The organism is Acidovorax sp. LjRoot117, from assembly GCF_964252695.1.
In the GTDB taxonomy this organism is placed as follows: domain Bacteria; phylum Pseudomonadota; class Gammaproteobacteria; order Burkholderiales; family Burkholderiaceae_C; genus Acidovorax.
Genome location: NZ_CAXUPO020000001.1, coordinates 933,355 through 955,781 on the forward strand (window position 1 = coordinate 933,355; position 22,427 = coordinate 955,781).

At 67.7% G+C, this 22,427-nt stretch carries 19 protein-coding genes; all 19 read right to left on the reverse strand.

Annotation, left to right across the window (positions count from 1 at the left end):
• Positions 1-35: 35 nt before the first annotated feature.
• A complete protein-coding gene (locus tag ACSQ3D_RS04360) occupies positions 36-1,166 on the reverse strand; it encodes a DNA alkylation repair protein (RefSeq protein WP_436126031.1) in 1,131 nt (376 codons plus the stop codon).
• 32 nt (positions 1,167-1,198) lie between these two features.
• Complete coding sequence (locus tag ACSQ3D_RS04365) at positions 1,199-2,812, reverse strand: acyl-CoA carboxylase subunit beta (RefSeq protein ID WP_436126032.1); 1,614 nt, start codon at positions 2,810-2,812, stop codon at positions 1,199-1,201.
• On the reverse strand, positions 2,809-3,771 hold the full coding sequence (locus ACSQ3D_RS04370) for an SDR family oxidoreductase (protein WP_436126033.1): 963 nt from the start codon (positions 3,769-3,771) through the stop codon (positions 2,809-2,811). The genes ACSQ3D_RS04365 and ACSQ3D_RS04370 overlap by 4 nt, the downstream gene beginning before the upstream one ends.
• A gap of 26 nt (positions 3,772-3,797) precedes the next feature.
• Positions 3,798-4,529 carry a TetR/AcrR family transcriptional regulator gene (locus tag ACSQ3D_RS04375; RefSeq protein WP_436126034.1) on the reverse strand — a complete coding sequence of 244 codons (732 nt, stop codon included), beginning with the start codon at positions 4,527-4,529 and terminating at the stop codon, positions 3,798-3,800.
• A 1,156-nt stretch (positions 4,530-5,685) separates the two neighbouring features.
• Positions 5,686-6,462 (reverse strand): enoyl-CoA hydratase, encoded by a 777-nt coding sequence (locus tag ACSQ3D_RS04380; RefSeq protein ID WP_436126035.1) that lies wholly within the window; start codon positions 6,460-6,462, stop codon positions 5,686-5,688.
• Between the two features lie 7 nt (positions 6,463-6,469).
• Complete coding sequence (locus ACSQ3D_RS04385; protein WP_436126036.1) at positions 6,470-7,399, reverse strand: acyl-CoA thioesterase; 930 nt, start codon at positions 7,397-7,399, stop codon at positions 6,470-6,472.
• A 27-nt stretch (positions 7,400-7,426) separates the two neighbouring features.
• Positions 7,427-8,350, reverse strand: coding sequence for an alpha/beta hydrolase family protein (locus tag ACSQ3D_RS04390; protein WP_436126179.1), 924 nt, complete (start codon positions 8,348-8,350; stop codon positions 7,427-7,429).
• Positions 8,351-8,764: 414 nt separating this feature from the next.
• Complete coding sequence (locus ACSQ3D_RS04395) at positions 8,765-9,964, reverse strand: acetyl-CoA C-acyltransferase (RefSeq protein ID WP_056413886.1); 1,200 nt, start codon at positions 9,962-9,964, stop codon at positions 8,765-8,767.
• Positions 9,965-9,979: 15 nt separating this feature from the next.
• Positions 9,980-10,489 carry a DUF4442 domain-containing protein gene (locus ACSQ3D_RS04400; RefSeq protein ID WP_436126037.1) on the reverse strand — a complete coding sequence of 170 codons (510 nt, stop codon included), beginning with the start codon at positions 10,487-10,489 and terminating at the stop codon, positions 9,980-9,982.
• An 11-nt stretch (positions 10,490-10,500) separates the two neighbouring features.
• Positions 10,501-12,903 (reverse strand): 3-hydroxyacyl-CoA dehydrogenase NAD-binding domain-containing protein, encoded by a 2,403-nt coding sequence (locus ACSQ3D_RS04405; protein WP_436126038.1) that lies wholly within the window; start codon positions 12,901-12,903, stop codon positions 10,501-10,503.
• Positions 12,904-13,019: 116 nt separating this feature from the next.
• Entirely contained in the window at positions 13,020-13,457 is a 438-nt protein-coding gene (locus ACSQ3D_RS04410; RefSeq protein ID WP_436126039.1) for a DUF2147 domain-containing protein, read from the reverse strand.
• Positions 13,458-13,516: 59 nt separating this feature from the next.
• A complete protein-coding gene (locus ACSQ3D_RS04415) occupies positions 13,517-15,313 on the reverse strand; it encodes an acyl-CoA dehydrogenase C-terminal domain-containing protein (protein ID WP_436126040.1) in 1,797 nt (598 codons plus the stop codon).
• A 5-nt stretch (positions 15,314-15,318) separates the two neighbouring features.
• Positions 15,319-16,071: a TetR/AcrR family transcriptional regulator gene (locus ACSQ3D_RS04420; protein ID WP_436126041.1), complete on the reverse strand. Its 753-nt coding sequence runs from the start codon at positions 16,069-16,071 to the stop codon at positions 15,319-15,321.
• A 284-nt stretch (positions 16,072-16,355) separates the two neighbouring features.
• Positions 16,356-17,018 carry a nucleoid occlusion factor SlmA gene (gene slmA, locus ACSQ3D_RS04425; protein ID WP_396506005.1) on the reverse strand — a complete coding sequence of 221 codons (663 nt, stop codon included), beginning with the start codon at positions 17,016-17,018 and terminating at the stop codon, positions 16,356-16,358.
• Between the two features lie 221 nt (positions 17,019-17,239).
• Positions 17,240-18,691, reverse strand: a complete 1,452-nt coding sequence (locus ACSQ3D_RS04430; protein WP_436126180.1) for an ATP-binding protein — start codon at positions 18,689-18,691, stop codon at positions 17,240-17,242.
• Positions 18,692-18,830: 139 nt separating this feature from the next.
• A complete protein-coding gene (locus tag ACSQ3D_RS04435) occupies positions 18,831-19,523 on the reverse strand; it encodes a response regulator transcription factor (RefSeq protein WP_056164036.1) in 693 nt (230 codons plus the stop codon).
• A gap of 57 nt (positions 19,524-19,580) precedes the next feature.
• Positions 19,581-20,471, reverse strand: a complete 891-nt coding sequence (gene argB, locus ACSQ3D_RS04440) for an acetylglutamate kinase (RefSeq protein ID WP_056164040.1) — start codon at positions 20,469-20,471, stop codon at positions 19,581-19,583.
• Between the two features lie 89 nt (positions 20,472-20,560).
• Positions 20,561-21,664 (reverse strand): MraY family glycosyltransferase, encoded by a 1,104-nt coding sequence (locus ACSQ3D_RS04445; protein ID WP_436126042.1) that lies wholly within the window; start codon positions 21,662-21,664, stop codon positions 20,561-20,563.
• Positions 21,661-22,407, reverse strand: a complete 747-nt coding sequence (locus ACSQ3D_RS04450; protein ID WP_436126043.1) for a glycosyl transferase — start codon at positions 22,405-22,407, stop codon at positions 21,661-21,663. The genes ACSQ3D_RS04445 and ACSQ3D_RS04450 overlap by 4 nt, the downstream gene beginning before the upstream one ends.
• Positions 22,408-22,427: the final 20 nt, after the last annotated feature.

Consider the following 22,427-nt stretch of genomic DNA (forward strand, 5'->3'; position numbering starts at 1 on the left):
TTATGTGTTGTGCCTGCGAACCTCGACCCCGAACATCACGACAGATCGAACTGCCCCAGGGGCTGCGGCCGCCCGTTGAGCACCAGCTCCACCTGGTGCGCGCCGGGGTAGTGGGTGCGTGTGGTCATCTGCTGCAGCGACAGCGTCTTGCCCACGGCCACGGTCGCCCCTGCGGGGATGTCCAGCGTCTGCAGCTTGAACACCTTGGGCGCAGCGCCACCGTGGGCCTTGACGTAGTGCACCTTCAGGTCGGCCAGCACGCGCTGCGGCAGTGGCGTGGGGTTGTGCAGCTCGGCCTCGATGCGCACCTTGCCGCCGATGCGCGCACGGGCGGGCACCACGCGAGCGGCCCGCACATCCAGCGCCACGGCATGGCCCACGCCCAGGGCATCGAGCGCGCCAGCGTCGCCGCGCTTGATGAGAAAACGCAGGCCGTGGCGCACCAGGGCTTCGCGCGGGGCGGGTGCGCCCTGCAGCCAGGTACGGGCGGTGCCCACGGCCAGGTCGGGGTGGTCCTTGGCGATGTCGCCCAGGTGGTTGGCCACCGAGCGGCGCACATAAGACGATGGGTCGTCCTTGAGCGCATCGAGCAGCGGCAGGGCCAGCTGCGGGTCCTTCTGGAATGCGGGCAGGCGCGGCGCCCAGGGCAGGCGGGGCCGCGTGCCTTCGCTCACCAGGCGGCGCACGTGGGCGTTGCCGTCCTGCGCCCAGTCCCGCAGCCGCGCGAGCGTGGCCTGCTGGTGGTGCAGCAGATAGGGGCGGATGCAGAACTCGGCGGTAAAGCGCTGGGTCAGCGCATGCTGCGCGGCCATGGCCGCCTCGAAATGCGCCAAGCCCTGCGAGCCGATGTACAGGCTGTGCGGCAGGTACAGGAAGGCGCTGTAGGGGCGGTCGCCCGCATGGGGCTCGCCGGCGGCGTCCAGGCCCATGGGCGGGTCCATGGAATCGACCAGCACGGCCAGTGCGCGGGGTATGTCCTGGGGCAGGTGCGCCTGCAATGCCTGCGCAATGCGCTGGCCGCGCGCCATCAACTCCAGCGAGTCGTAGCCGGGCCCGACCTGCCGCAGAAAGGCGGCCGTGTCGAACTTGCGCCAGGCGCGCTGCACCATGGCGGCGATGCGCGGCGGCACGGTGTCGTTCAGCAAATATTTGAGAGGTTCGGCCACGGTGTGTGTCGGTGTGCTTGCACCCTCGTCGCCTACATCCGCGCCACGCCAAAGCTCAGGGGCCGCAGCGTGCGGCCCTGTGCCTCGGCGCAGGTATCCAGGCAAAAGGCCAGCACGGCGCGCGTGTCGCGCGGGTCGATCACGCCGTCGTCCAGCAGCAGGCCGCTGGTGTAGAACGCGTCGGCCTGGGCCTCGAACATGGCGACGATCTTGTCGAACTGGGCTTGCGATTCAGTGGGGTCGGGCGTGACGCCTTTGCGCGCCAGCGCCGCCTCGGTCACGATCTGCATCGTGCGCGCGGCCTGCTCGCCGCCCATCACGGCCGTCTTGGCCCCGGGCCAGCTGAACAGGAAGCGCGGCGCATAGCCCCGCCCGCACATGCCGTAGTTGCCCGCGCCGAAGCTGGCGCCGCACTGGATGGTGATCTGCGGCACGGTGGCGTTGGTCACGGCCTGGATCATCTTGCTGCCGTGCTTGATCATGCCGCCCTGCTCGCTGTCCTTGCCCACCATGAAGCCGGTGGTGTTCTGCAGGTAGATGATGGGGTGGCCCAGCTGGCACATCCACTGGATGAAGTGCGTGGCCTTGTTGGCGCCCGCCACATCGATGGGGCCGTTGTTGCTGATGAAGCCCACGGCATGGCCGCCGATGCGGCCTTGCGCGCAGAGCGTGGCCATGCCGTAGCGGGCCTTGAACTCCAGCAGCTCAGACCCATCCACCAGCCGCGCGATCACCTCGCGCATGTCCACGGGCTGGCGCAGGTCGCCGGGCATCAGGGCCAGCAGGTCGTCGGCGGGCAGCGTGGGGCCGGGAGCGCTGGGCCGCGCGGGGGTGGTCCACCCCAGCTGCGCGATCACGTCGCGTGCCATGCCGATGGCCTCGCGGTCGTCCTGCGCCAGGTATTCGCCCAGGCCCGAGACGGCGGTGTGCATCTCGGCGCCGCCCAGTTCCTCTTCGGTCGCGACCTCGCCCGTGGCGGCCATGAGCAGCGGTGGCCCGGCCAGGAAGGCGCGCGAGCGGCCCTGCACCATGATGACCACGTCCGACAGCCCCGGCATGTAGGCCCCGCCCGCGGTGCCCGAGCCGTGCTGCACGGTGATGACCGGAATGCCCGCCGCCGACAACCGCGCGAGGTTGCGGAACAGCGTGCCCCCGTGCACGAAACCTTCGACCCGGTAGCGCATGAGGTTGGCGCCTGCGCTCTCAACGAGGTGCACGAAGGGCAGGCGCTCGCGCAGGGCGATCTCCTGCACGCGCAGAATCTTTTCCAGGCCCATGGGCTGGATGGCCCCCGCCTCGATGCCGGAGTCGCTGGCCACCACCATGCAGCGCACACCGCTGACCCAGCCGATGCCGGCAATCATCCCGCCGCCGGGCACGGACTTTTCGGGGTCCTTCATATCCTGCAGGTAGCCCGCCAGGTTGCACAGCGGCAGCCACGGCGCGCCCGCATCCAGCAGCAGCGCCACGCGCTGGCGCGGCAGCAGCTGGCCGCGTTTGTCGAACTGCGGCAGCGAGCGGGCCGATGCCGCCGCGGCCCGCTCTTGCAGCGCGCGCAGGGCATCGAGGCGCGCCGCCAGGGCCGCGCGGCGTTTTTGCGCATCGGGTGCACCGGGGAGGAAGCGCGAAGCGAAGGCGGTGGTCATGCGTCGGAATCCTTGGGTGCACTGCCCGCCGGGTCTGCCGATGCTGCAGATTCCGCAAACACACGCGGCACCTGCGCACGGTGAAAGCCCGCGTAGGGCTTGACTGCAGCGCGCTGCTGCGTGGCAGCATCGGGCACGCGCAGCGGCCAGCCCAGGCGCACCTGCGGCCGCGCGCCGTCCACGCGCAGCGTGCTGCCGCTGATGAAGCTGGCGGCCGGGCTGAGCAAGAAGACGATGGCCGCCGACACCTCGGCCTCGTTGCCGAAGCGGCCCAGCGGCACGGTCTGCGGCATGGCGCGCAGCGTGTGCGCGGCGGCGGGCGGGTAGTTGTCCATGCCGCTCGATGCGATGTAGCCCGGCGCGACCGCGTTCACACGCACGCCGCTGCAGGCCCATTCGAGCGCAGCGGTTTCGGTGAAGCTGACCATGCCCGCGCGCGCCGCACCGCTGTGCCCCATGCCCGGCATGGAGCCCCACATGTCGGCCACGATGTTGACGATGGAGCCGCCGTTCGGCGCCATCCACTGCCGGTAGCACTCACGCGCCACCAGGAAGCCGCCGGTGAGGTTGGTGTGCAACACCGCCTCCCAGCCCTTGGCGCTGATGGATTCGAGCGGCGACATGAACTGCCCGCCCGCGTTGTTCACCAGACCATCGATGCGCCCGTGCGCGGCCAGCACCTGCTGCACCAGCACGACCACCGCGTCTTCGGAGCGGATGTCGCACGCATGCCAGGACGCTGCGCCACCATCCGCATCGATCTCGTCGACCACGGCCTGCAGCTTCTCGGGCTTGCGCCCGACCAGCACTGCGTGCGCGCCCAGGCGCGCCAGCTCGTGCGCCGTGCAGCGGCCAATGCCCGAGCCGCCGCCCGTGACGATGACCACCTGGCCGCTGAACAGGCCTGGCGCGAACACCGACTGGTAGCCGCTGGGTGCATTGAAGGCCGTGGAAGCCATGGTGGGTGCGCCTTTTTATTTTGCTGTTATGTGCGGATGAAGAGGGCCAGGGCCTCGTCGGTGAGTGCGTCGAGCGATTTGCCCTTCTTGGGCGAGAACCACTGCACCGCCCAGTTGAGCGCGCCAAAGATGAACAGCCGCGCCACGCCAGGCTCGGCCTGCAGCGCGCCCTGCTTGGCCAGCGCCTCGAGCGCAGGCATCCACGCGGCCTCGTAGCTGTCCTTGATGCGCGCAATGCCCTTGCGCTGCGCCGGCGTGAGCGAGCGCCATTCGTACAGCATCACCGGGATGAAGCTGCTGCGCGGGCCGAGCAGGATCTCGAAATGGTGGCGGATGAGTGTGTGCAGCTGCTCGCGTGGCGTGGCCTGGGCGAGCAGCGCATCGAGTGCCTGCTGCTGGCTTTGCGTGGCCATGGTCATGCCCTCGCTCATCACGGCGTAGAGCAGCGCGCTTTTGCTTTCGAAATGGTAGAAGGGCGAGCCGCTGTGCATGCCGGCGGCGGCGGCGATGTCGCGCGTGCTGGTGGCGGCGAAGCCCTGGGTGCGGAACAGCTTTGCGGCGCCGTCCATGAGCTTGCGGCGGCGGTTGCCGTCGTCGAGTTCTTCGGCGGTTTTGCGGGGACGGCCGCGGGGGCGGCGGGGTGGTTGTTTTTCTTCTTCGGCGGTGGATATCTGAGACGTGGCGGCCTTGCGTTGGCGGGCTGGTGGGAGGGGTGCAGCGGGCGCGGATGCGCGGGGGCGTCGGGCTGGGGATTCCATGTTTTGCACGATAGCAAAATGGATTATTTTTAGCAAGCAATTGCTTTGTAAAAATATGGATGCTTGTGCTGAAAGGATAGAGCGCTTCAGAGGCGGGGTGCCCTACGGGTTTGGAGTGCCCTCGCCCTCATGTCCGCCCGGGTTGAGTTGGTCTACGTGTATCGCCCCCACCGTTCGGGCTGAGCTTGTCGAAGCCTGGGCACATCGATCCACGTCCGTTCGGGTTGAGCCTGTCGAAACCTGGGCGCATCGACCCATGGCCGTTCGGGTTGAGCTTGTCGAAACCGGGGTGCGCTCGCAGGCTCGCTGATGGGCAGCATGCCTTTGTTGACGGCGGAGGCCGGGAGTCGCCCGGCGTGCGAGTAACTTTCTTTTGGTTCGCCAAAAGAAAGTCACCAAAGAAAAGGCGACCCTACAGCCTGCGTCCCTTCGCTTCGCTGCGGGCAACCTGCGGTGCTCGGTCGTGGGGTGCGCTGCGGAACTCGCTGCGCGCTGCCGCGCTACGCTCAAACATCCGCAGCGAGTCAGTTCACGATGCGTGTGTCCTTCGGCACACGCTCACCCCACGCCCTGCGCTCCTCGGCGCATCCTGAAGGGATGGGGGAGAGAACATCCACACGGGCCATCGCTGCGCTCGGCCTGGCGGTCGCGGCGCGAAGCGCCTGCGCGTTCGGGGCCGAGCAACGCGATGGCCCGTGTGGCTGTTCGGATGTTGGCTGTTTGGCTGCCCACCCCCTGTGGCTGCGCCTGCGTCGGGGCGGTTGCGGGGTGGCATGCGCGTCGCAGCGCGCATGCTTCGTGCTCTAGCTCGCCGCAGTTGTTTGAACGGAGCGCGGTAGCGCGCAGTGAGTTCTGCGGCGCACCCCGCAACCGCCCCGACGCAGGTTTGCCCCGTAGCGCAGCGAAGGGGTCGCAGACTTGGGGTCGCCTTCTCTTTGGTGACTTTCTCTTGGCGAACCAAGAGAAAGTTACCGCGCCGCCGGGCGCGCACCCCGGCCCCCGCCTTTAACTCAGGCATGCCGCCTCATCAGCGAGCTCGCGAGCAGCGCCCCGGTTTCGACAAGCTCAACCCGAACGGACAGTGATGACGGACAACGGCTTCGACAAGCTCAGCCCGAACGGCCTGGGCTGCGACAGACCCAGGTTTCCCCCCACATCAGACCGCGCTGAAATCAGGCTTGCGCTTCTCCATAAACGCAGAAAACGCCTCCCGCGCCGCCGGCTCACGCAGCATGCGCCCAAAGCTCTCACCTTCCTCCGCCATCACCTCCAGTACCTTCGCCGTCTGCCCCCCCTTCATCAACCGCTTCGTCTCGATCAACGAAGACAACGGCTTGGCCGCCAGCTTGCGCGCCTGCGCCTGCGCCACCCCATTGCACTCGGTAGGTGGCACCACGCGGTTCACCAGCCCCACCTCGAGCGCCGCCTCGGCCATGAACGGCTCGCCCAGCAGCAGCGCTTCAGCCGCACGGTGATACCCCAGCATCTGCGGCACCAGCAGGCTCGATGCGGCCTCGGGGCACAGGCCCAGGTTGACGAACGGCATCGAGAACGCCGCGTTGTCGCCCGCATAGACCAGGTCGCAATGGAACAGCATCGTCGTGCCGATGCCCACCGCCGGGCCGCAGACCGAGGCGATCACGGGCTTGGGAAAGGACGCGATGCCGCGCAGAAAACGGAACACGGGCGAGTCCTGCGTGGCCGGGGGCTGCTGCAGAAAGTCGCCGATGTCGTTGCCCGCGCTGAAGATCGCCACGTCGCCCTGGAACACCACCACGCGCACGCTGGCGTCGGCCTGGGCGGCGTCGAGCGCGTCCGCCATGGCGGCGTACATGTCGCGCGTGATGGAGTTCTTCTTGTCCACGCGGTTGAAAGTGATGGTGGTCACACCGGCTTCGGTGTGGGCCAGGATGTCGAGGGTCGCAGTGCTCATGGTGCTCTTATTCCTTGTAGTAAACGATCTGGTGGCTGGTGGCCAGCATGGTGCCGGCCTCGTTCCACAGCTGCACGGTCTGGTCGAAGAAGCCGTTGCGAAACTCCTGCCCGCGCGCCTGGCCGAGCAAAAAGCCGGTGCCCGTGGCCTGCAGCTGTTCGGCCGTGGCATGGAAGTACACGGTGATGGACACGGTGCCCGCAGGCACCTGGCGCGCACGGCGCAACCACACGCGGGGGAAGAACACATCGGCCAGCGCGGCCAGTGCGCAGAAGTCGAGGGCGCGCGGGGGCGCATCGCGCATCCACAGCTGTGTCAGGCTGTGGTCGCCGCTGCCGTCCCAGGTGCGCGGGATGAAGCCGGTGATGGGGCGCATCTCATAACGGTTGAGCCATTCCACAGCCCCCGGCGGCGCGACGATGGCCTGGTGGTCGGTGGGCCGGGGCACCTCGGGCATGGGCACGTCGCCCACGCTCCAGGTCTCGCGGCGCACGGCCGTGACGGCGGTGGCCGTGGTGGTGACCACCGGGGCGCCGTCGGCGTCGGGCTGCAGGATGGACAGCGTCCAGTGTTGCGTGGAGCGGTTGGTGCGCACCGGCACGGCCTGCACGGTGAACGCGCCGGCCGTCAAGGCCCCTGCGTAGTTGACGGTGAGCGACAGCGGGTCACCCAGGCGCTGGGGGTGCTGCATGATGGCCTGCAGCAGCGTGGCCGCGGTGATCCCGCCGAACGGGCCCACCATGTTCCAGTAGCCCGGGTGCGTCGTGCCTTCGTACTGGCCGGCAGCGATCGCCGCCGCGGCAGATTCGGATGCCGACGAAGACGATGACGAAGGCGAAGGGGAAGACGACACAGGCTGGGGCGGCGCATCGGCTGCGCGCCGCAGCTGCAGCGCTTCGTCCAGCGGGTGCGGTAGGGATGTGGATGCGGAAGTCATGCTGCGAGTGTGCCGCCAAATGAAGACTCAGATCGTCGTGCCGGCGACTGCCGCAGCAGCAGCTGCGGCCTCTCCGCCCAAAGGCCCGCCCGCCGCCCCACCCAGTGCCGAGAATGCAGCGGCAGCGCGCGGCCACAGGCTCTGGCGGAACTGGTCGCGGAAGAACCCGAAGTGCCCGATGCGCCGCACCTGCACATCGGAGGGCGTAATGCTCTCCACGCGGCGCTCGGTGTTGGCGTACAGGTTGACGAGGTTGTGCGTGCCGCGCAGCGTCATCAGCTCGTCGTCGGCCATCGACAGGGCCAGCACCGGAAAGCGCACCGCGCCATAGCTTTGCGCCACCGCGGGCCCTTCGGCGCCCACGCTGTAGGCCGGGTGCAGGCACCAGCGCCGCCACTGCAGGATCACGCCCGCTGGCAGGTCGCCCACCTTCTTGAGCGTGCGCCCCGGAAAGTACCCGCACAGCCGCGTGGCCAGGGGCACCAGCACCCACCAGAAATATGGAACGATGCGCTTGAGCTGCGGTGCGTTGTCGCGCCAGTAGCCGCTGCCCGCAGCCACGCTGAGCAGGCCCGCCACCTGCTCGGGCTTCTGGAGCAGCCCCGGCAGCTGCGCGCCCAGGCTGTGGCCCAGCAGGTACAGCGGCTGCGCGGGCAGCGCGGCCTTGGCGGCGGAGATCACTGCCTCGTAGTCCTGCGCCCAATCGAACAGGTCGGCCTTCACATCGCGCATGGCGCCCTGCAGCGAATCGCCATGCCCCCGGTAGTCGAACGTGGTGACCCGAAACCCCTGCTGCGACAACCACAGCGCAAAGCCTTCGTAGAACGACTGCCGCACCCCCATCGCCCCACCGATCACGACGCTGGCGCGCGGCGGTGCGCCCTCGGGTTCATAGACGCGCAGTGCCAGCGGCACGGCACCGTGGTGGACCTGCAAGGTTTGCTTGTTGATCATGTCTGTCTCCTTGTTTCGAAACCGATCTGCGCCGGCTTGAAGAAAAGAAACTATCGCTGAGCTGGGCCCTGGCTTCGACAGGCTCGGCCCGAACGGGTGGGGGTCCGGTGCCCAGGCTTCGACAAGCTCAGCCCGAACGGTTGGGACTCGTGGACTGGCTTCGACAGGCTCAGCCCGAACGGGCGGGGGCGGGGGCGGGTCGGGGTCTCGGGTCGGGTCGGGTCGGGTCGGGATGAGACATCAGAATCCTCTGCTGCCCGGTTCCCTTGCTTTCACACCCCGCCCTCCAGGGCGTAGCGAGCGGGATCAGCTGCTAGGCGGACGGAGCACAGGAACCGGAACGTACTTGAAGTACGTGAGGATTCCGAGCACCGCCCAACGACGCAGATGACCCGCGCAGTAGCCAACCCCCTACAACGCCTCGATGATGCCGGCGGCGCCTTGTCCTGTCCCTACGCACATGGTGACCATGCCGTACTTCAGCTTGTGCCTGCGCAGCGCATGCACCACCGTCGCCGCCCGGATCGCGCCCGTGGCGCCCAGAGGGTGGCCCAGCGCAATAGCGCCGCCCATCGGGTTCACGCGGCTCGGGTCCAGCCCCAGCGTGTTGATCACAGCGAGCGACTGCGCCGCAAAGGCTTCGTTCAGCTCGAACCAGCCGATGTCTTCATGCTTCAAGCCCGCATACCGCAGCGCCGCAGGAATCGCCTCGATGGGGCCGATGCCCATGATTTCGGGCGGCACGCCGCGGGCGGCGTAGCTCACGAAGCGGGCCAGGGGCGTGAGGCCGAATTGCTTGACCGCCTTTTCGCTGGCCACGATGAGCGCGCCGGCGCCGTCGCTCGTCTGCGAACTGTTGCCCGCCGTGACGCTGCCGCGTGCGGCGAACACGGGCCTGAGCTTGGCCAGTCCTTCGAGGGAGGTGTCGGGGCGCGGGCCTTCGTCCAGGCTCACGGTGCGGCGCTTTTCCACCACTTCGCCAGTGGCCAGGTTGGGCGAACGCTCCACGACCTCGAAGGGCGTGATTTCGTCGGTGAACTCACCGGCCTTTTGCGCCTTGATGGCGCGCAGGTGGGATTCGAGCGCGAAGGCATCCTGCGCCTCGCGGCTGATCTTCCACTGCTGCGCGACCTTCTCGGCCGTGAGGCCCATGCCGTAGGCGATGCCCACGTTCTCGTCGCGCGCAAAGATCTCGGCGTTGAACGATGGCTTGTTGCCGCCCATGGGCACGAGGCTCATGGACTCGGCGCCGCCGGCGATCAGCACGTCGGCCTCGCCCACGCGGATGCGGTCGGCGGCCATCTGCAGCGCGGTGATGCCCGATGCGCAAAAACGGTTCACGGTCACGCCGCCCACGGGGTGGTCGAACGCCAGGCCCACGGCGATGCGGGCCATGTTCATGCCCTGCTCGCCTTCGGGAAAGGAGCAGCCGATGATGGCGTCCTCGATCGCCTTGGGGTCCAGCGTGGGGACCTGGGTCATCGCGCTCTTGATGGCGGCGACCAGCAGGTCATCGGGCCGGGTGTTCTTGAAATAGCCGCGGCCCGAGCGCCCGATGGGGGTGCGCGTGGCGGCAACGATGTAGGCGTCCTGGACTTGTTTTTGAGCCATGGTGTTGAAACTCCTTCAATGCTTGGCGGGGCGGCTGGAAGGAATCCAGGCCCACGTAAATACACATTCGACCGGCTCCACGCCAGCGTCGTCGGTCACGGTGACCGCGACCTGCACCTCGCCTTTGTCGCTGGCCTGCATGGCGGCGCGCTGCTCGGCGGTCAGCGTGGCCACGGCTTTGAGGCCGCCCGTGGCGCGCTTCTTGAACGCCATGGACAGCTCCTTGGCCAGCGGGATGCAGTCGTCGCGCACGTTCATGCCGACCACCATGCCCGTGGCCGTCTCGGCCAGCAGGTTCATGGCCGAGGCGTGCACGCCGCCGATGTGGTTGTGCACGCGGTGCTCATTGGGCAGGCGCACTTCCACACGCTCGGGCGTGAGCGACACGAACTTCACCCCGGCCGTGCCGGTGAAGGGCACGGCCCGGCGCAGGATGATGTTCTGCACGAAGCCGCGCATGAAGGCGGGTGCCTCGTCCAGGCGCATCAGCGAGCGCTGGAGTTTGTTTGGGGCGTGGTCCGTCATGGTGATGGCGGTCAATTGCGAACAGGCTTGCCTGTCGAGAGCATGCCCAGGATGCGCTCGTGCGTCTTGGGCTGGGCGATCAGGTGGCAGAACGCCTTGCGCTCCAGCGTGAGCAAGTATTCCTCGCTCACCAGGGCACCGGCATCCACGTCGCCGCCACAGACCACCTCGGCGATCATGGTGCTGACCTTGAAGTCGTAGGCGCTGATGAAGCCGCCGTCGCGCATGTTCACGAGCTGCGCCTTGATGGTGGCCAGGCCGCTGCGGCCCGCCACGGGGAACAGGCGCTTGTGCGGGGCGCGCCAGCCGCTGGCGGCCATGGACTTGGCTTCGTTGACGGCCACGAACAGCAGTTCGTCCTTGTGCGGGACGATGATGTCGGACTCCAGCAGGTAGCCGAGCTTGCGCGATTCGAGCGCGCTGGTGCCCACCTTGGCCATCGCGGCGGCGGTGAAGCCTTCGGTCAGGAAGGGCAGGATGTCCTTGCCGGTAGAGGCCGCCATGTTCTCGGCGGCGCGGCGCGCGATGTAGGTCAGGCCGCCCGCGCCGGGCACCAGGCCCACGCCGACTTCCACCAGGCCGATATAGCTTTCCATGTGGGCCACGCGCTTGGCGGAGTACACGGCCAGCTCGCAGCCGCCACCCAGCGCCATGCCGTGGATGGCAGCGACGACGGGCACCTGCGCGTAGCGGATGCGCAGCATCAGGTTCTGCAGTTCCTGCTCGATGCTTTCGACCGCATCGGCACCGCCGACCATGAAGGCGGGCATGGTGGCTTCCAGGTCCGCGCCCACGCTGAACGGGGCGTCGCCGGACCAGATGACCATGCCCTGGTATTCGGCCTCGGCCAGCTCCACGGCTTCGGTCAGGGCTTCCATCACTTCGGGGCTGATGGCGTGCATCTTGTTCTTGATGCTGGCGATCAGTATCTGGCCGTCGAGCGTCCAGGTGCGCAGGGCTTTCGATTCGGCAATGGTCGTGCCGGCGGTGCGCCAGTCGGGCAGGTTGGTCTCGCCCAGCAGCGTCTCGGGGAAGATCTGGCGCTCGTACACGGGCAGCTGGCGGCGGGGCACGAACTTGCTTTGCGATGCGCTCCACGAGCCTTGCGCGGTGTGCACGCCGCCGGCTTCGGCCACGGGGCCCTTGAAGACCCACTCGGGCAGCGGCGCCTTGCTCAATGCCTTGCCGGCGTCGATGTCTTCCTGGATCATCTTCGCCACCTCGAGCCAGCCGGCCTCTTGCCAGAGCTCGAAGGGACCCTGCTTCATGCCGAAGCCCCAGCGCATGGCCTGGTCCACGTCGCGTGCGTTGTCGGCGATGGTGCCCAGGTGCACGGCGGCGTAGTGAAAGCCGTTGCGCAGGATGGCCCACAGGAACTGGCCGGGCGCGCCTTCGGCGTTGCGCAAGAGCTTGAGGCGCTCGGCCGCCGGCTTCTTGAGCATGCGGCTGTACACCTCGTCGGCCTTCTGGCCGCCGGGCACGTACTCTTCGGCTTCCAGATCGAAGCGCATCACGTCGCGGCCGACCTTCTTGTAGAAACCGGCCTTGGCCTTCTGGCCGAGGTGGCCCAGTTCCATCAGCTTCTTGAGCACGGCGGGCGTGCCAAAGCTTTCGTAGAACGGATCGGTCTCGATGCTCAGGTTGTCCTGCAGCGTCTTGATCACGTGGGCCATCGTATCGAGGCCCACCACGTCGGCGGTGCGGAAGGTGCCGCTCGATGCGCGGCCGAGCTTCTTGCCCGTGAGGTCGTCCACCACGTCGAAAGTCAGGCCGAAGTTCTCGACCTCTTTCATGGTGGCCAGCATGCCGGCGATGCCCACGCGGTTGGCGACGAAGTTGGGGGTGTCGTGCGCGCGCACCACGCCCTTGCCCAGGCCGCTGGTGACGAAGGCTTCGAGCTGGTCGAGGACTTCGGGCTGGGTGGTGGGGGTGTTGATCAGCTCCACCAGCGTCATGTAGCGCGGGGGGTTGAAGAAGTGGATGCCGCAAAAGCGCGGCTTGATGCTCTCGGGCAGCACTTCAGACAGCTTGGTGATCGACAGGCCCGAGGTGTTGGACGCCAGGATGGCGTGCTTGGCCACGTGGGGCGCGATCTTGGTGTACAGGTCGAGCTTCCAGTCCATGCGCTCGGCAATCGCCTCGATCACGAGGTCGCATTCCTTGAGCAGGTGCAGGTGCTCTTCGTAGTTGGCCTGCTGGATCAGCGCCGCGTCGTCGGCCACGCCCAGGGGCGATGGCTTGAGCTTCTTGAGGCCTTCGACGGCCTTGGTGACGATGCCGTTCTTCGGGCCTTCCTTGGCGGGCAGGTCGAACAGCACCACCGGCACCTTGACGTTGACCAGGTGCGCAGCGATCTGCGCGCCCATCACGCCTGCGCCGAGCACGGCGACTTTTTTCACTTGGAATCTGGACATGGTTTGTGTCATTTCAAAACCGTTCGGGCTGAGCCTGTCGACGCCTTGGCGGGGAGGTGGCCACCAGGCCCTGGGGCCAAGCTCAGGGCGAACGGAGTGTTGATAGGGGTTGGCGCTTACTGGACCCGGATCCAGGTCTGCGAGCGGCCGAAGGGGCCGATGGAGCCGCGCACTTCGAGCTTCTTGCCGCCCTCGATGGGCGTCATGCGCAGGGTGTAGTTGCGGCCGTTCTCGGGGTCGAGGATCTTGCCGCCCTCCCACACTTCCTTGCCGTCGGCCTTCTTGGCGCCGCGGATGATCTCGAGCCCCAGGATGGGCTTGCCCTTGCGGTCGTCCGAGCATTCGTCGCAGACGTCGTCAGGCTTGGCGTCCTTGGTGAGGCGCTTTTCCAGCGCCCCGTTCAGCACGCCGCCGCCGATGTCGCGGATGCGGATCTCGGCCTTGGCTTCACCGGTCTTGTCGTCGATGTTGCGCCACAGGCCTTCGGGCGTCATCTGCGCCCAGGCCGGCAAGGCATTTGCTACCAAAACAATAGCTGCTACCGCTTTATACATAAGCGCTCCGTGGCAAAAAGGCTGAAGATCCGCAGGGAACGGTGTGGTGACTGGGGAGATCAGGCCAGGGCCAGGTCCGTGTCCATCAGCACCTTGCTGCCAGCGCGGGCGGTGCGCATCAGCGTCGCGGTCTCGGGGAAGAGCTTGGCGAAGTAGAAGCGGGCCGTCTGCAGCTTGGCGCCGTAGAAGGGGTCGGTGTTGCCGGCGGCGATCTCGCGCAGGGCGACCTGGGCCATGCGGGCGAACAGGTAACCGAACACCAGGTGGCCGGCCACGCGCAGGTAGTCCACGGCCGCGGCGCCCACTTCGTCGGGGTTCTGCATGCCCTTGAAGCCGATCTCGGTGGTGAACTTGGTCATCTGGTCGCCCAGCATCGCCACGGGGTTGATGAACTCGGCCATCTTCTCGTTCACGCCTTCTTCTTCCACCAGCTTGCCGATCAGCTTGCCCAGCTTCTTGAGCGTGGCGCCGTTGTTGCCCAGGATCTTGCGGCCCAGCAGGTCCAGCGACTGGATGGTGTTGGTGCCTTCATAGATCATGTTGATGCGGTTGTCGCGCACGTACTGCTCCATGCCCCATTCCTTGATGAAGCCGTGGCCGCCGAAGACCTGCATGCACGCGTTGGTGCTGATGTGGCCGTTGTCGGTGATGAAGGCCTTCACGATGGGGGTGAGCAGCGCCACCATCTCTTCGGATTCGGCACGTACCTTTTCATCGGGGTGGCTGTGCACCTTGTCCAGCAGCAGCGTGCAGAAGATCTGCAGCGCGCGGCCGCCTTCGGCGTAGGCCTTGGCGGTGAGCAGCATCTTGCGCACGTCGGGGTGCACGATGATGGGGTCGGCGTCCTTGTCCTTGGCCTTCACGCCCGACAGGCTGCGCATCTGGATGCGGTCCTTGGCGTAGGCCAGCGCGTTCTGGTAGGCCACTTCGGTCAGGCCCAGCGACTGGTTGCCCACGCCCAGGCGGGCGGCGTTCATCATCACGAACATGGCGGCCAGGCCCTTGTTGGGCTGGCCCACCATGGTGCCGATGGCGCCGTCGATGGCGATCTGCGCGGTGGCGTTGCCGTGGATGCCCATCTTGTGCTCGAGGCCCGTGCAGTAGATGGGGTTGCGGTCGCCCAGGCTACCGTCGGCCTGGATGTTGAACTTGGGCACGACGAACAGGCTGATGCCCTTGCTGCCCTTGGGCGCATCGGGCAGGCGGGCCAGCACCAGGTGCACGATGTTGGCGGTCATGTCGTGTTCGCCGGCGCTGATGAAGATCTTGTTGCCGGTGATCTTGTAGGTGCCGTCGGCCTGGGGTTCGGCCTTGGTGCGCAACAGGCCCAGGTCGGTGCCGCAATGGGGTTCGGTCAGGCACATGGTGCCGGTCCACTCGCCGCTGGTCAGCTTGGGCAGGTACAGGGCCTTTTGCTCTTCGGTGCCGTGGGCGTGCAGGGCTTCGTACGCACCGTGCGACAGGCCGGGGTACATGGTCCAGGCCTGGTTGGCCGAGTTCATCATTTCGTACAGGCACTGGTTCAGCACGAAGGGCAGGCCCTGGCCGCCATAGGCGGGGTCGCACGACAGCGCCGCCCAGCCGCCTTCGACGTACTTGGCGTAGGCGTCCTTGAAGCCCGACGGGGGCTTGACCTCGTGCGTGGCCTTGTCGAGCACGCAGCCTTCGGTGTCGCCGCTGATGTTGAGCGGGAAGGTCACTTCGGCGGCGAACTTGCCGGCTTCTTCGATCACGGCGTTGATGGTGTCCACATCCACCTCGGCATGGGGTGGCATTGCCTTGAATTCATCACTGACCTTGAGCACTTCGTGCATGACGAATTGCATGTCGCGCAGCGGCGGCGTGTAGATAGGCATGGGGTTTACTCCTTGGATGTGGTGGTTTGGTTGGAAACTTTGCGGCGCTTGGCGGCGGCAGGGGTGGCTGCAGGCGCGGCGGCGGACGGCGAAGGGGCCGGGGCGCTGCTGTAGCGCGCCAGGATGTTGTGAAAGCCCTGCACCGCCCGGCCCATGGAGCCGGGGGTCTGCAGGAAGCGCGCTTCGTAGTGCAGCGCGAGGATGAGGCCGTGGATCTCGAACAGCATCTGCTCGGCATCGGTATCCACGCGCAATTCGCCCAGGCCCTTGCACTGCTCGATGGCGCGGCGCATGGCGGCGTGCCAGGTCAGCACCGAGCTGGCCAGCGCGTCGCGCACGGGGCCGGTGCGGTCGTCGAACTCGACCGCGCCGCTGATGTAGATGCAGCCCGAGTCGATTTCGATGGAGGTGCGCTTCATCCAGTTGTCGAACAGGGCCGACAGGCGCGCCACGCCGCGCTCGGCGGACATGGCGGGGTAGAACACTTCCTGCTCGAAGCGGGTGTGGTATTCGCGGATCACCGAGATCTGCAGCTCTTCGCGTGAGCCAAAATGGGCGAACACGCCGGACTTGCTCATGCCCGTGACGTCGGCCAGGGCCCCGATGGACAGGCCCTCCAGCCCGATGTGCGTGGCCAGGCCCAGCGCCGCCTCGACGATGGCCGCCTTGGTTTGCTGGCCCTTTTGCAGGGCACGGCCGGTGCTGCTGCGGGCACGCGGGCTGCGGGTGGCCTGGCTGGATTCGGAGGTGGCGGGCATGCTGGCAAATAAAAACGAACGTTCGTTCTATTCTGCAGCAATTTCAGGGCACCGCCAAAACCCCTGAAAAAAATAGGGAGGGGTACCCAAACGGGCGTTGCAGGGGCGCCACCCGCAAGGTGGGGACGCGCTGCCCTGCTCTTCTGCTCTGGACCATCGAGCCTTCTGACAGATCCTGTCGTTGGCTCAACCGCTTGGCTGCCCATGCCCTCGTGCTGGCATCGCAGCCGGCAGCGCCCGCCGCTTCGCCCTGACAGCCGGGTAGCCGGGTAGCCGGGCCCGCCTTACAGGATGAGCGCCAGGCTGGCTTCCAGGTGCTCCGACGGCAGGCGCTTGAAGCCCGAGCGCGCGTAGCGCTGCAGGCGCCCCACGGCAAAGGCGGTGAGCACGCTGGCGGCCACCTGCGCATCCACCGTGGGCGTGGACGACCCTGCAGTCGTGGGCCGCAGGCACTGGCGCAGGGTGGATTCGATGCGGTCGAAGAACTGGTTCATGCGCTGCTGCAGGCGCTCGTGCTCGAACACCAGGGCGTCGCCCACCATCACGCGCACCATGCCAGGGTTGCGCTCGCCGAACTGCAGCAGCAGGCCCACGATGCGCGCCGCCTGGCGTGCGCCGACTTCGGGCGACTGCTCGGGGTCGGGCACCTCGCGGCCGGTGATCTGCGTCACCAGGGTGAACACGGTCTGCTCGATGAAGTCGATGAGCCCCTCGAACATCTGCGCCTTGCTGGCGAAGTGGCGGTACAGCGCCGCCTCGCTCACCGACAGGCGGGCGGCCAGGGCGGCCGTGGTGATGCGCTCCGCGCCCGGCTGCTCCAGCATGGCGGCCAGCGCCTGCAGGATCTGCACGCGGCGCTCGCCCGGCTTGGGGCGCTTGCGCGCCGCGGGGGCAGCCTCCGCGTCGTCGGTGGAGACTGGCTCGGGCAGGGGCGAGAGTTCGGACATGCGGGGCAGGCGCTCAGGTAGGGCCCTGCGTCACCAGCCGCCATGCCGTGGGCATCGCGGGTGGGCAGCAGGACAGGGATCCACAGGGCTTGTGCAAGCGGTCGGGGCAGTGGTGCCGCCCCCCATGGCGCCAGCGAGGGCCGGCGCCATGTTTGCACAAGTCAATCTTGTATGTAAATGATTCTCGCACAGGGCTTTGCACCCCGGACTACCTGCCGTGGCTACAGCGGGAACACCACCGTGACGAGCAGTCCGTGGCCTTGCGCACCCGTGCCCAGCGTGAGGGAGGCGCGGTGTACGCGGGCGATCTCGTCCGCAATGGCCAGCCCCAGGCCCGTGCCCTCCCCCACCGTGCCGGGCACGCGGTAAAAGCGCTGCATGACGCGGGCACGCTCGGCCTCGGGCACGCCGGGGCCGTCGTCCTCGACCTCCAGGAACACGCGGGGCGGCCCGGTGCGCCCCTGGCGCATGCCGCAGCGGATGGTCACGATGCCGCCCGCGGGCGTGTACTTGATGGCGTTGTCCACCAGGTTGGACAAGAGCTCGCGCAGCAGCCAGCCGTGGCCGGTGACGTGCACCGGCTGCACCTCCAGGCCCAGGTCCAGGCCCTTGCCGGTGGCAGGGTCGAGAAAGGTCTCGAGCAGGGTTTCGCACAGGTCTTTCAGGTCCACCCGCTGCGTCTGCTGGGCGTCCAGGCTGCGCGCATCGGCGCGCGACAGGGCGAGCAGCTGGTGTGCCAGCTGCGAGGTGCGGCGCGTGGCGTTGCGCAGCTTCTCGATCTGGTCTACTCCTAAAACAATAGCGCCTTGCGCCCGCCCATCGTGCGGTAGCGCCGTTTTTTCATCCAAATCCGGCAGCGAGACGCGCGGCGGTGCCGCCGCCTTGGCCATCATGGCCCAGGCCTCCACCTGGGCCTGCAGGCCGGCCAGGGGCGTGCGCAGCTGGTGCGCCGCGTCGGCCACGAAGCGGCGCTGCCCTTCGGCCTGGGCATTGACCAGCGCGAACAGCCGGTTGAGCGAGTGCACGAGCGGGCGCACTTCGGCCGGGGACGCGGCTTCGTCGATGGGGCTCAGGTCGCGGGGGGAGCGGTCCTCCACCGCTTCGGCCAGGTCCACCAGCGGCTTGAAGGCGCGGCCCACGGCCCAGTGGATGGCCAGCGCCGCCGCGGCCACCAGCACCAGGTTGGGCAGCAGCACGCGCAGCAGCAGTTGCTGGGCCCACTGCTGGCGGGGGTCGGAGCCGTCCGCCAGGGCCACCACCAGCTCGCCCGCGCCGGTGCGCCCGCGCTGCACGGCCACGCGGTAGGTCACGCCGCCGAACTCCACACTGTGGAACTCGGGCGCCTGCGTGGTGGGCACGGCGCTGTGCACCCAGTCGTCGCCCAGCAAAAGCTTGCCCGACGGGTCGCGCACGCTGTAGCCCGAGAAGCCGGCGTTCTGGCGCAGGAAGTCCTCTACCGGCGGCGCGAGCAGCAGCAGGGGCGGTTCGTTGTCGCGGATGGCCGGGGCCAGCACCGAGTCGGACAGCGCGGGCAGCAGGCGCAGCAGGCGCTGGTCGTGCCGGTTGGCGGCATCGTCGGCCGACCGGTAGTCCAGCCACACGCCGACCATGGCCAGCAGGCACAGCGGCAGCACCAGCAGCAGCAGCAGCCGGTTGCGCAGGTCCGAGGTCATGGCGCGCAGGCCGGGCCGCTGCGAAGGGGTGGACCGGGGTGGCGTCGGCGTCATGGCGGGAGCAGACGGCAGATGGGCGAGTTGGCAGGCTGGCCGATGGACGGACTGGCCGTGGGTCTGGCGGGCCGACGGGGGCCGGTCAGGCCGCCTGCAGCTCCAGGCGGTAGCCGAACCCGCGGATCGAGCGCAGCGCCACGCCGTGCGGCTCCAGCTTGCCGCGCAGGCGGGAGACGTAGACCTCCACCGCGTTGGGTGTGATCTCCTTGTCCCAGCCGGTCAATGCCTGTAGCAGCTTGTCCTTGCTGGCGGGCTTGGGGGCGTTGATGAGCAGGTATTCGAGCACGGTCCACTCGCGGGGGCCGAGCTCGATGACCAGATCGCCATCGCCTGCGCGCACCGTGGCGCGGCGGCCCGCGGTGTCGAGCTCGAGCGGGCCGAAGCTGAGCACCGCCGTGGTGGCGGCCTGCGAGCGGCGCAGCAGGGCCCGCAGGCGGGCGAGCAGCTCGGGCAGCTCGAAGGGCTTGACCATGTAGTCGTCGGCCCCCAGGTCCAGGCCCTGGACGCGGTCGTGCAGGGCATCGCGTGCGGTGAGGATCAGCACCGGCATCGACGGGCTGGCCATGTCGGGGCGGCGCAGGCGGCGGGTGAGTTCCAGGCCGTCCATGGCGGGCAGGCCGATGTCGATGATGGCTGCGTCGAACGATTCGGTGCGCAGCACTTCTTCAGCGCGCTCGCCGCTGCCCACCCAATCGACCGCGTAGCCAGCGTCCGACAGGCCCAGCTTGATGCCGCTGGCGACCATGACGTCGTCCTCGACGAGCAGCAGCCTCACGCCTGCGCCCCCTGGTGGCCCACCGGAAGATGACCGCCGCCCGGCATCATCGTGGCCTCAGTGCGAGCGGATCATGGTGCCGTAGGCCTGATCCGTGAGTATCTCCAGCAGCATGGCATGAGGCACCCGGCCGTCGATGATGTGCACGGCGTGCACGCCGGCCTTGGCGGCATCGAGCGCGCCGGCGATCTTGGGCAGCATGCCGCCCGAGATGGTGCCGTCCGCGAACAGCGCGTCGATCTCGCGCGCCGTGAGGTCGGTCAGCAGGTTGCCCTGCTTGTCCAGCACGCCGGGCGTGTTGGTCAGGAGCATGAGCTTTTCAGCCTGCAGCACGGTGGCGAGCTTGCTGGCCACCACGTCGGCGTTGATGTTGTAGCTCTCGTTGTTCTCGCCGAAGCCGATGGGGCTGATGACGGGAATGAACGCGTCGTCCTGCAGCGCCTTGACCACGCTCGGGTCGATGGAGACGATGTCCCCCACCTGGCCCACGTCGTGCTCGATGGCGGGGTTCTTGTTGTCCACCATCTTGAGTTTTTGCGCGCGGATCATGCCGCCGTCGCGCCCGGTCAGGCCCACGGCCTTGCCGCCGGCCTGGTTGATCAGGCCCACGATGTCCTGCTGCACCTCGCCGGCCAGCACCCACTCGACCACTTCCATGGTCTCGGCATCGGTCACGCGCATGCCCTGGATGAACTCGCCCTTCTTGCCCAGGCGGTTCAGGGCCGTCTCGATCTGCGGGCCGCCGCCGTGCACGACCACGGGGTTCATGCCCACGAGCTTGAGCAGCACCACGTCTTCGGCGAAGTCCGCCTGCAGGGCCGGGTCGGTCATGGCGTTGCCGCCGTACTTGATGACCATGGTCTTGCCATGGAACTTGCGGATGTAAGGCAGCGCCTGGGCCAGGATTTCAGCCTTGTCGCGTGGAGCAATCGAAAGAAGGTCGGTCATGGAGGCGTGCCATCCGCAAGAAGAAAATGTGAAGCGCAAATTGTGCCGCATTCGCGGCGCGGCCCGCTACCGCAGTGCGTGCACCGGTCTCAGTGCCGCAGCCAGTGCGGCACCTTGAAGCGCACGATGGCCATGTAGGCCATCACATAGCTGATCACGAACAGGCCGCAAAACGCCATGAGCAGCGGTGTATTGCTCCAGAACAGCACGGCCGGCACCACGGTCAGCAGGGTGAAGCCCCACAGGTAGGGCGACGTGCGGTTGTTGCGCATGAGCATGCGGCGGGACTCGTCGTCATGGAACACGCCGCGCACGATGCGCCGGTAGATGAGCTGGTGAAAGTGCAGTGCGTCGGCCACCCCGGGCGACACGCCCCGCACCGCCTTGCGGTAGATGGAAAACACCGTCTCCCACACCGGATAGATCAGCAGCAGCATGGGGAACCAGGGCGACACATCGGTATTGCGCTGCACCAGCGAGATGCTGGCCAGCGCGATCACCACGCCCCACACGTACGCCCCGCCGTCCCCGGCGAACACCATGCCGCGCGGGTAGTTCCACACCAGGAACCCGCCCGTGGCTGCTGCGGTGGACACCAGCAGCGCCGCCAGGGCGCGGTCGCCCACCTGCAAGGCGACGTGCGCCAGCGCCAGGCACACGATGAGCGCCACCATGCCCGCGAGGCCGTTGTAGCCGTCGATGATGTTGAAGGCGTGGGGCAGGCCTGCGACGGCGAGCACCACGATGCACCAGCCGATCCAGGGAGCCATGGCCATCCAGCCATCGAGCCACGGCCAGCCCACGCTGGGCAGGGTCAAATCCAGCAGAAAGATGGCCAGAACGCCGGATGCGCCGGTCAGGGCCAGCCTGTAGCGCACCGACAGCCGCTGGGTCATGTCTTCGGCAATGCCGCCCAGCGCAGCCGGCAGCAGTGTCAACAGCCAGGCGCCGACCCAGCCGCCCAGCCGCAGCGAGCCAGGGTCGCCCCAGCCCAGCGACTGCCACACGCCCAGTCCCCAGCTGACGACCATTCCGATCAGCAGCGCAGCGCCGCCGATGCGGGGCACGTCACCCAGATGGAACCGCTGCGGCATGCCCTCGCCATAGACGAGCGCGTGTTCATTCCCCCATCGAACGATGAGCCCTGCAGCCAGCGCCGCCACCAGAAAACCGACTACAGACAACCAAATCATGGGGTGCCGATGGTACCTTTGATACCTGGGGCCCCAGTTAGCAACTGTTGCGCCTCCCGATACACGGGCGACATCCACAGCCGAAACAGGCTGCGAACATGCCAGGCCAGGTGGTCGAGCCGGCGACCGCTGGCCCGCTGGCCCGCATGCACGATCTCCACCGGCGCCTTGATCAGCGCCCCCCCGGCCAGCCGCAGCCTGAGGCAAAAATCCACGTCTTCGCAGTACATGAAGTAGCGCTCGTCAAAGCCGGCCAGCTCACGCCAGACAGACGCCGGCATCAGAAGACATGCCGCGTTGACCCAATCGACGCGCTGCTCCGTGCGGCCCAGCAAACGCCGGCGAAGCAGCGCCCAGGGGGACGGTAGTTCGCGCTCGCTATCCTGCACACGGCCGCTCTCATTGACCTGGATGGGGTACGCGCAGCCTGCCGCGTGCCCGGCCAGCGCATTGACCAGGGGCACAAACGGATCATCGCCCAGCACCACATCGGGATTGAGCACACACACGAAGGCTTCCTGCGCCGATGCCAGCGCCTGGTTGTGATTGGCACCGAACCCGATGGGCACGGCATTGCGGACGATGTCGAGCGCAAACGGGAACCCACCTGCCGGCCGCTGCGGCTCAGCCTCAGGAACATTGAGTGTGAGCACAACCCTCGATACCACCGGGGAATTCAGGCGGGCCAGGGCCTCCAGCAATGCCTGAATCTGCACCCCATGGGCATGGCTGACGATGGACACAACGACGGTGGGTGAAGGGC

What these genes read in the sequence shown, in the direction of transcription:
- ACSQ3D_RS04365 (WP_436126032.1), bottom strand. Translation starts at nt 2,812, where the DNA reads ATGACCACCGCCTTCGCTTCGCGCTTCCTCCCCGGTGCACCCGATGCG.
- ACSQ3D_RS04370 (WP_436126033.1), bottom strand. Translation starts at nt 3,771, where the DNA reads ATGGCTTCCACGGCCTTCAATGCACCCAGCGGCTACCAGTCGGTGTTC.
- ACSQ3D_RS04375 (WP_436126034.1), bottom strand. Translation starts at nt 4,529, where the DNA reads ATGGAATCCCCAGCCCGACGCCCCCGCGCATCCGCGCCCGCTGCACCC.
- ACSQ3D_RS04380 (WP_436126035.1), bottom strand. Translation starts at nt 6,462, where the DNA reads ATGAGCACTGCGACCCTCGACATCCTGGCCCACACCGAAGCCGGTGTG.
- ACSQ3D_RS04385 (WP_436126036.1), bottom strand. Translation starts at nt 7,399, where the DNA reads ATGACTTCCGCATCCACATCCCTACCGCACCCGCTGGACGAAGCGCTG.
- ACSQ3D_RS04395 (WP_056413886.1), bottom strand. Translation starts at nt 9,964, where the DNA reads ATGGCTCAAAAACAAGTCCAGGACGCCTACATCGTTGCCGCCACGCGC.
- ACSQ3D_RS04400 (WP_436126037.1), bottom strand. Translation starts at nt 10,489, where the DNA reads ATGACGGACCACGCCCCAAACAAACTCCAGCGCTCGCTGATGCGCCTG.
- ACSQ3D_RS04405 (WP_436126038.1), bottom strand. Translation starts at nt 12,903, where the DNA reads ATGTCCAGATTCCAAGTGAAAAAAGTCGCCGTGCTCGGCGCAGGCGTG.
- ACSQ3D_RS04410 (WP_436126039.1), bottom strand. Translation starts at nt 13,457, where the DNA reads ATGTATAAAGCGGTAGCAGCTATTGTTTTGGTAGCAAATGCCTTGCCG.
- ACSQ3D_RS04415 (WP_436126040.1), bottom strand. Translation starts at nt 15,313, where the DNA reads ATGCCTATCTACACGCCGCCGCTGCGCGACATGCAATTCGTCATGCAC.
- ACSQ3D_RS04420 (WP_436126041.1), bottom strand. Translation starts at nt 16,071, where the DNA reads ATGCCCGCCACCTCCGAATCCAGCCAGGCCACCCGCAGCCCGCGTGCC.
- slmA (WP_396506005.1), bottom strand. Translation starts at nt 17,018, where the DNA reads ATGTCCGAACTCTCGCCCCTGCCCGAGCCAGTCTCCACCGACGACGCG.
- ACSQ3D_RS04430 (WP_436126180.1), bottom strand. Translation starts at nt 18,691, where the DNA reads ATGACCTCGGACCTGCGCAACCGGCTGCTGCTGCTGCTGGTGCTGCCG.
- argB (WP_056164040.1), bottom strand. Translation starts at nt 20,471, where the DNA reads ATGACCGACCTTCTTTCGATTGCTCCACGCGACAAGGCTGAAATCCTG.
- ACSQ3D_RS04445 (WP_436126042.1), bottom strand. Translation starts at nt 21,664, where the DNA reads ATGATTTGGTTGTCTGTAGTCGGTTTTCTGGTGGCGGCGCTGGCTGCA.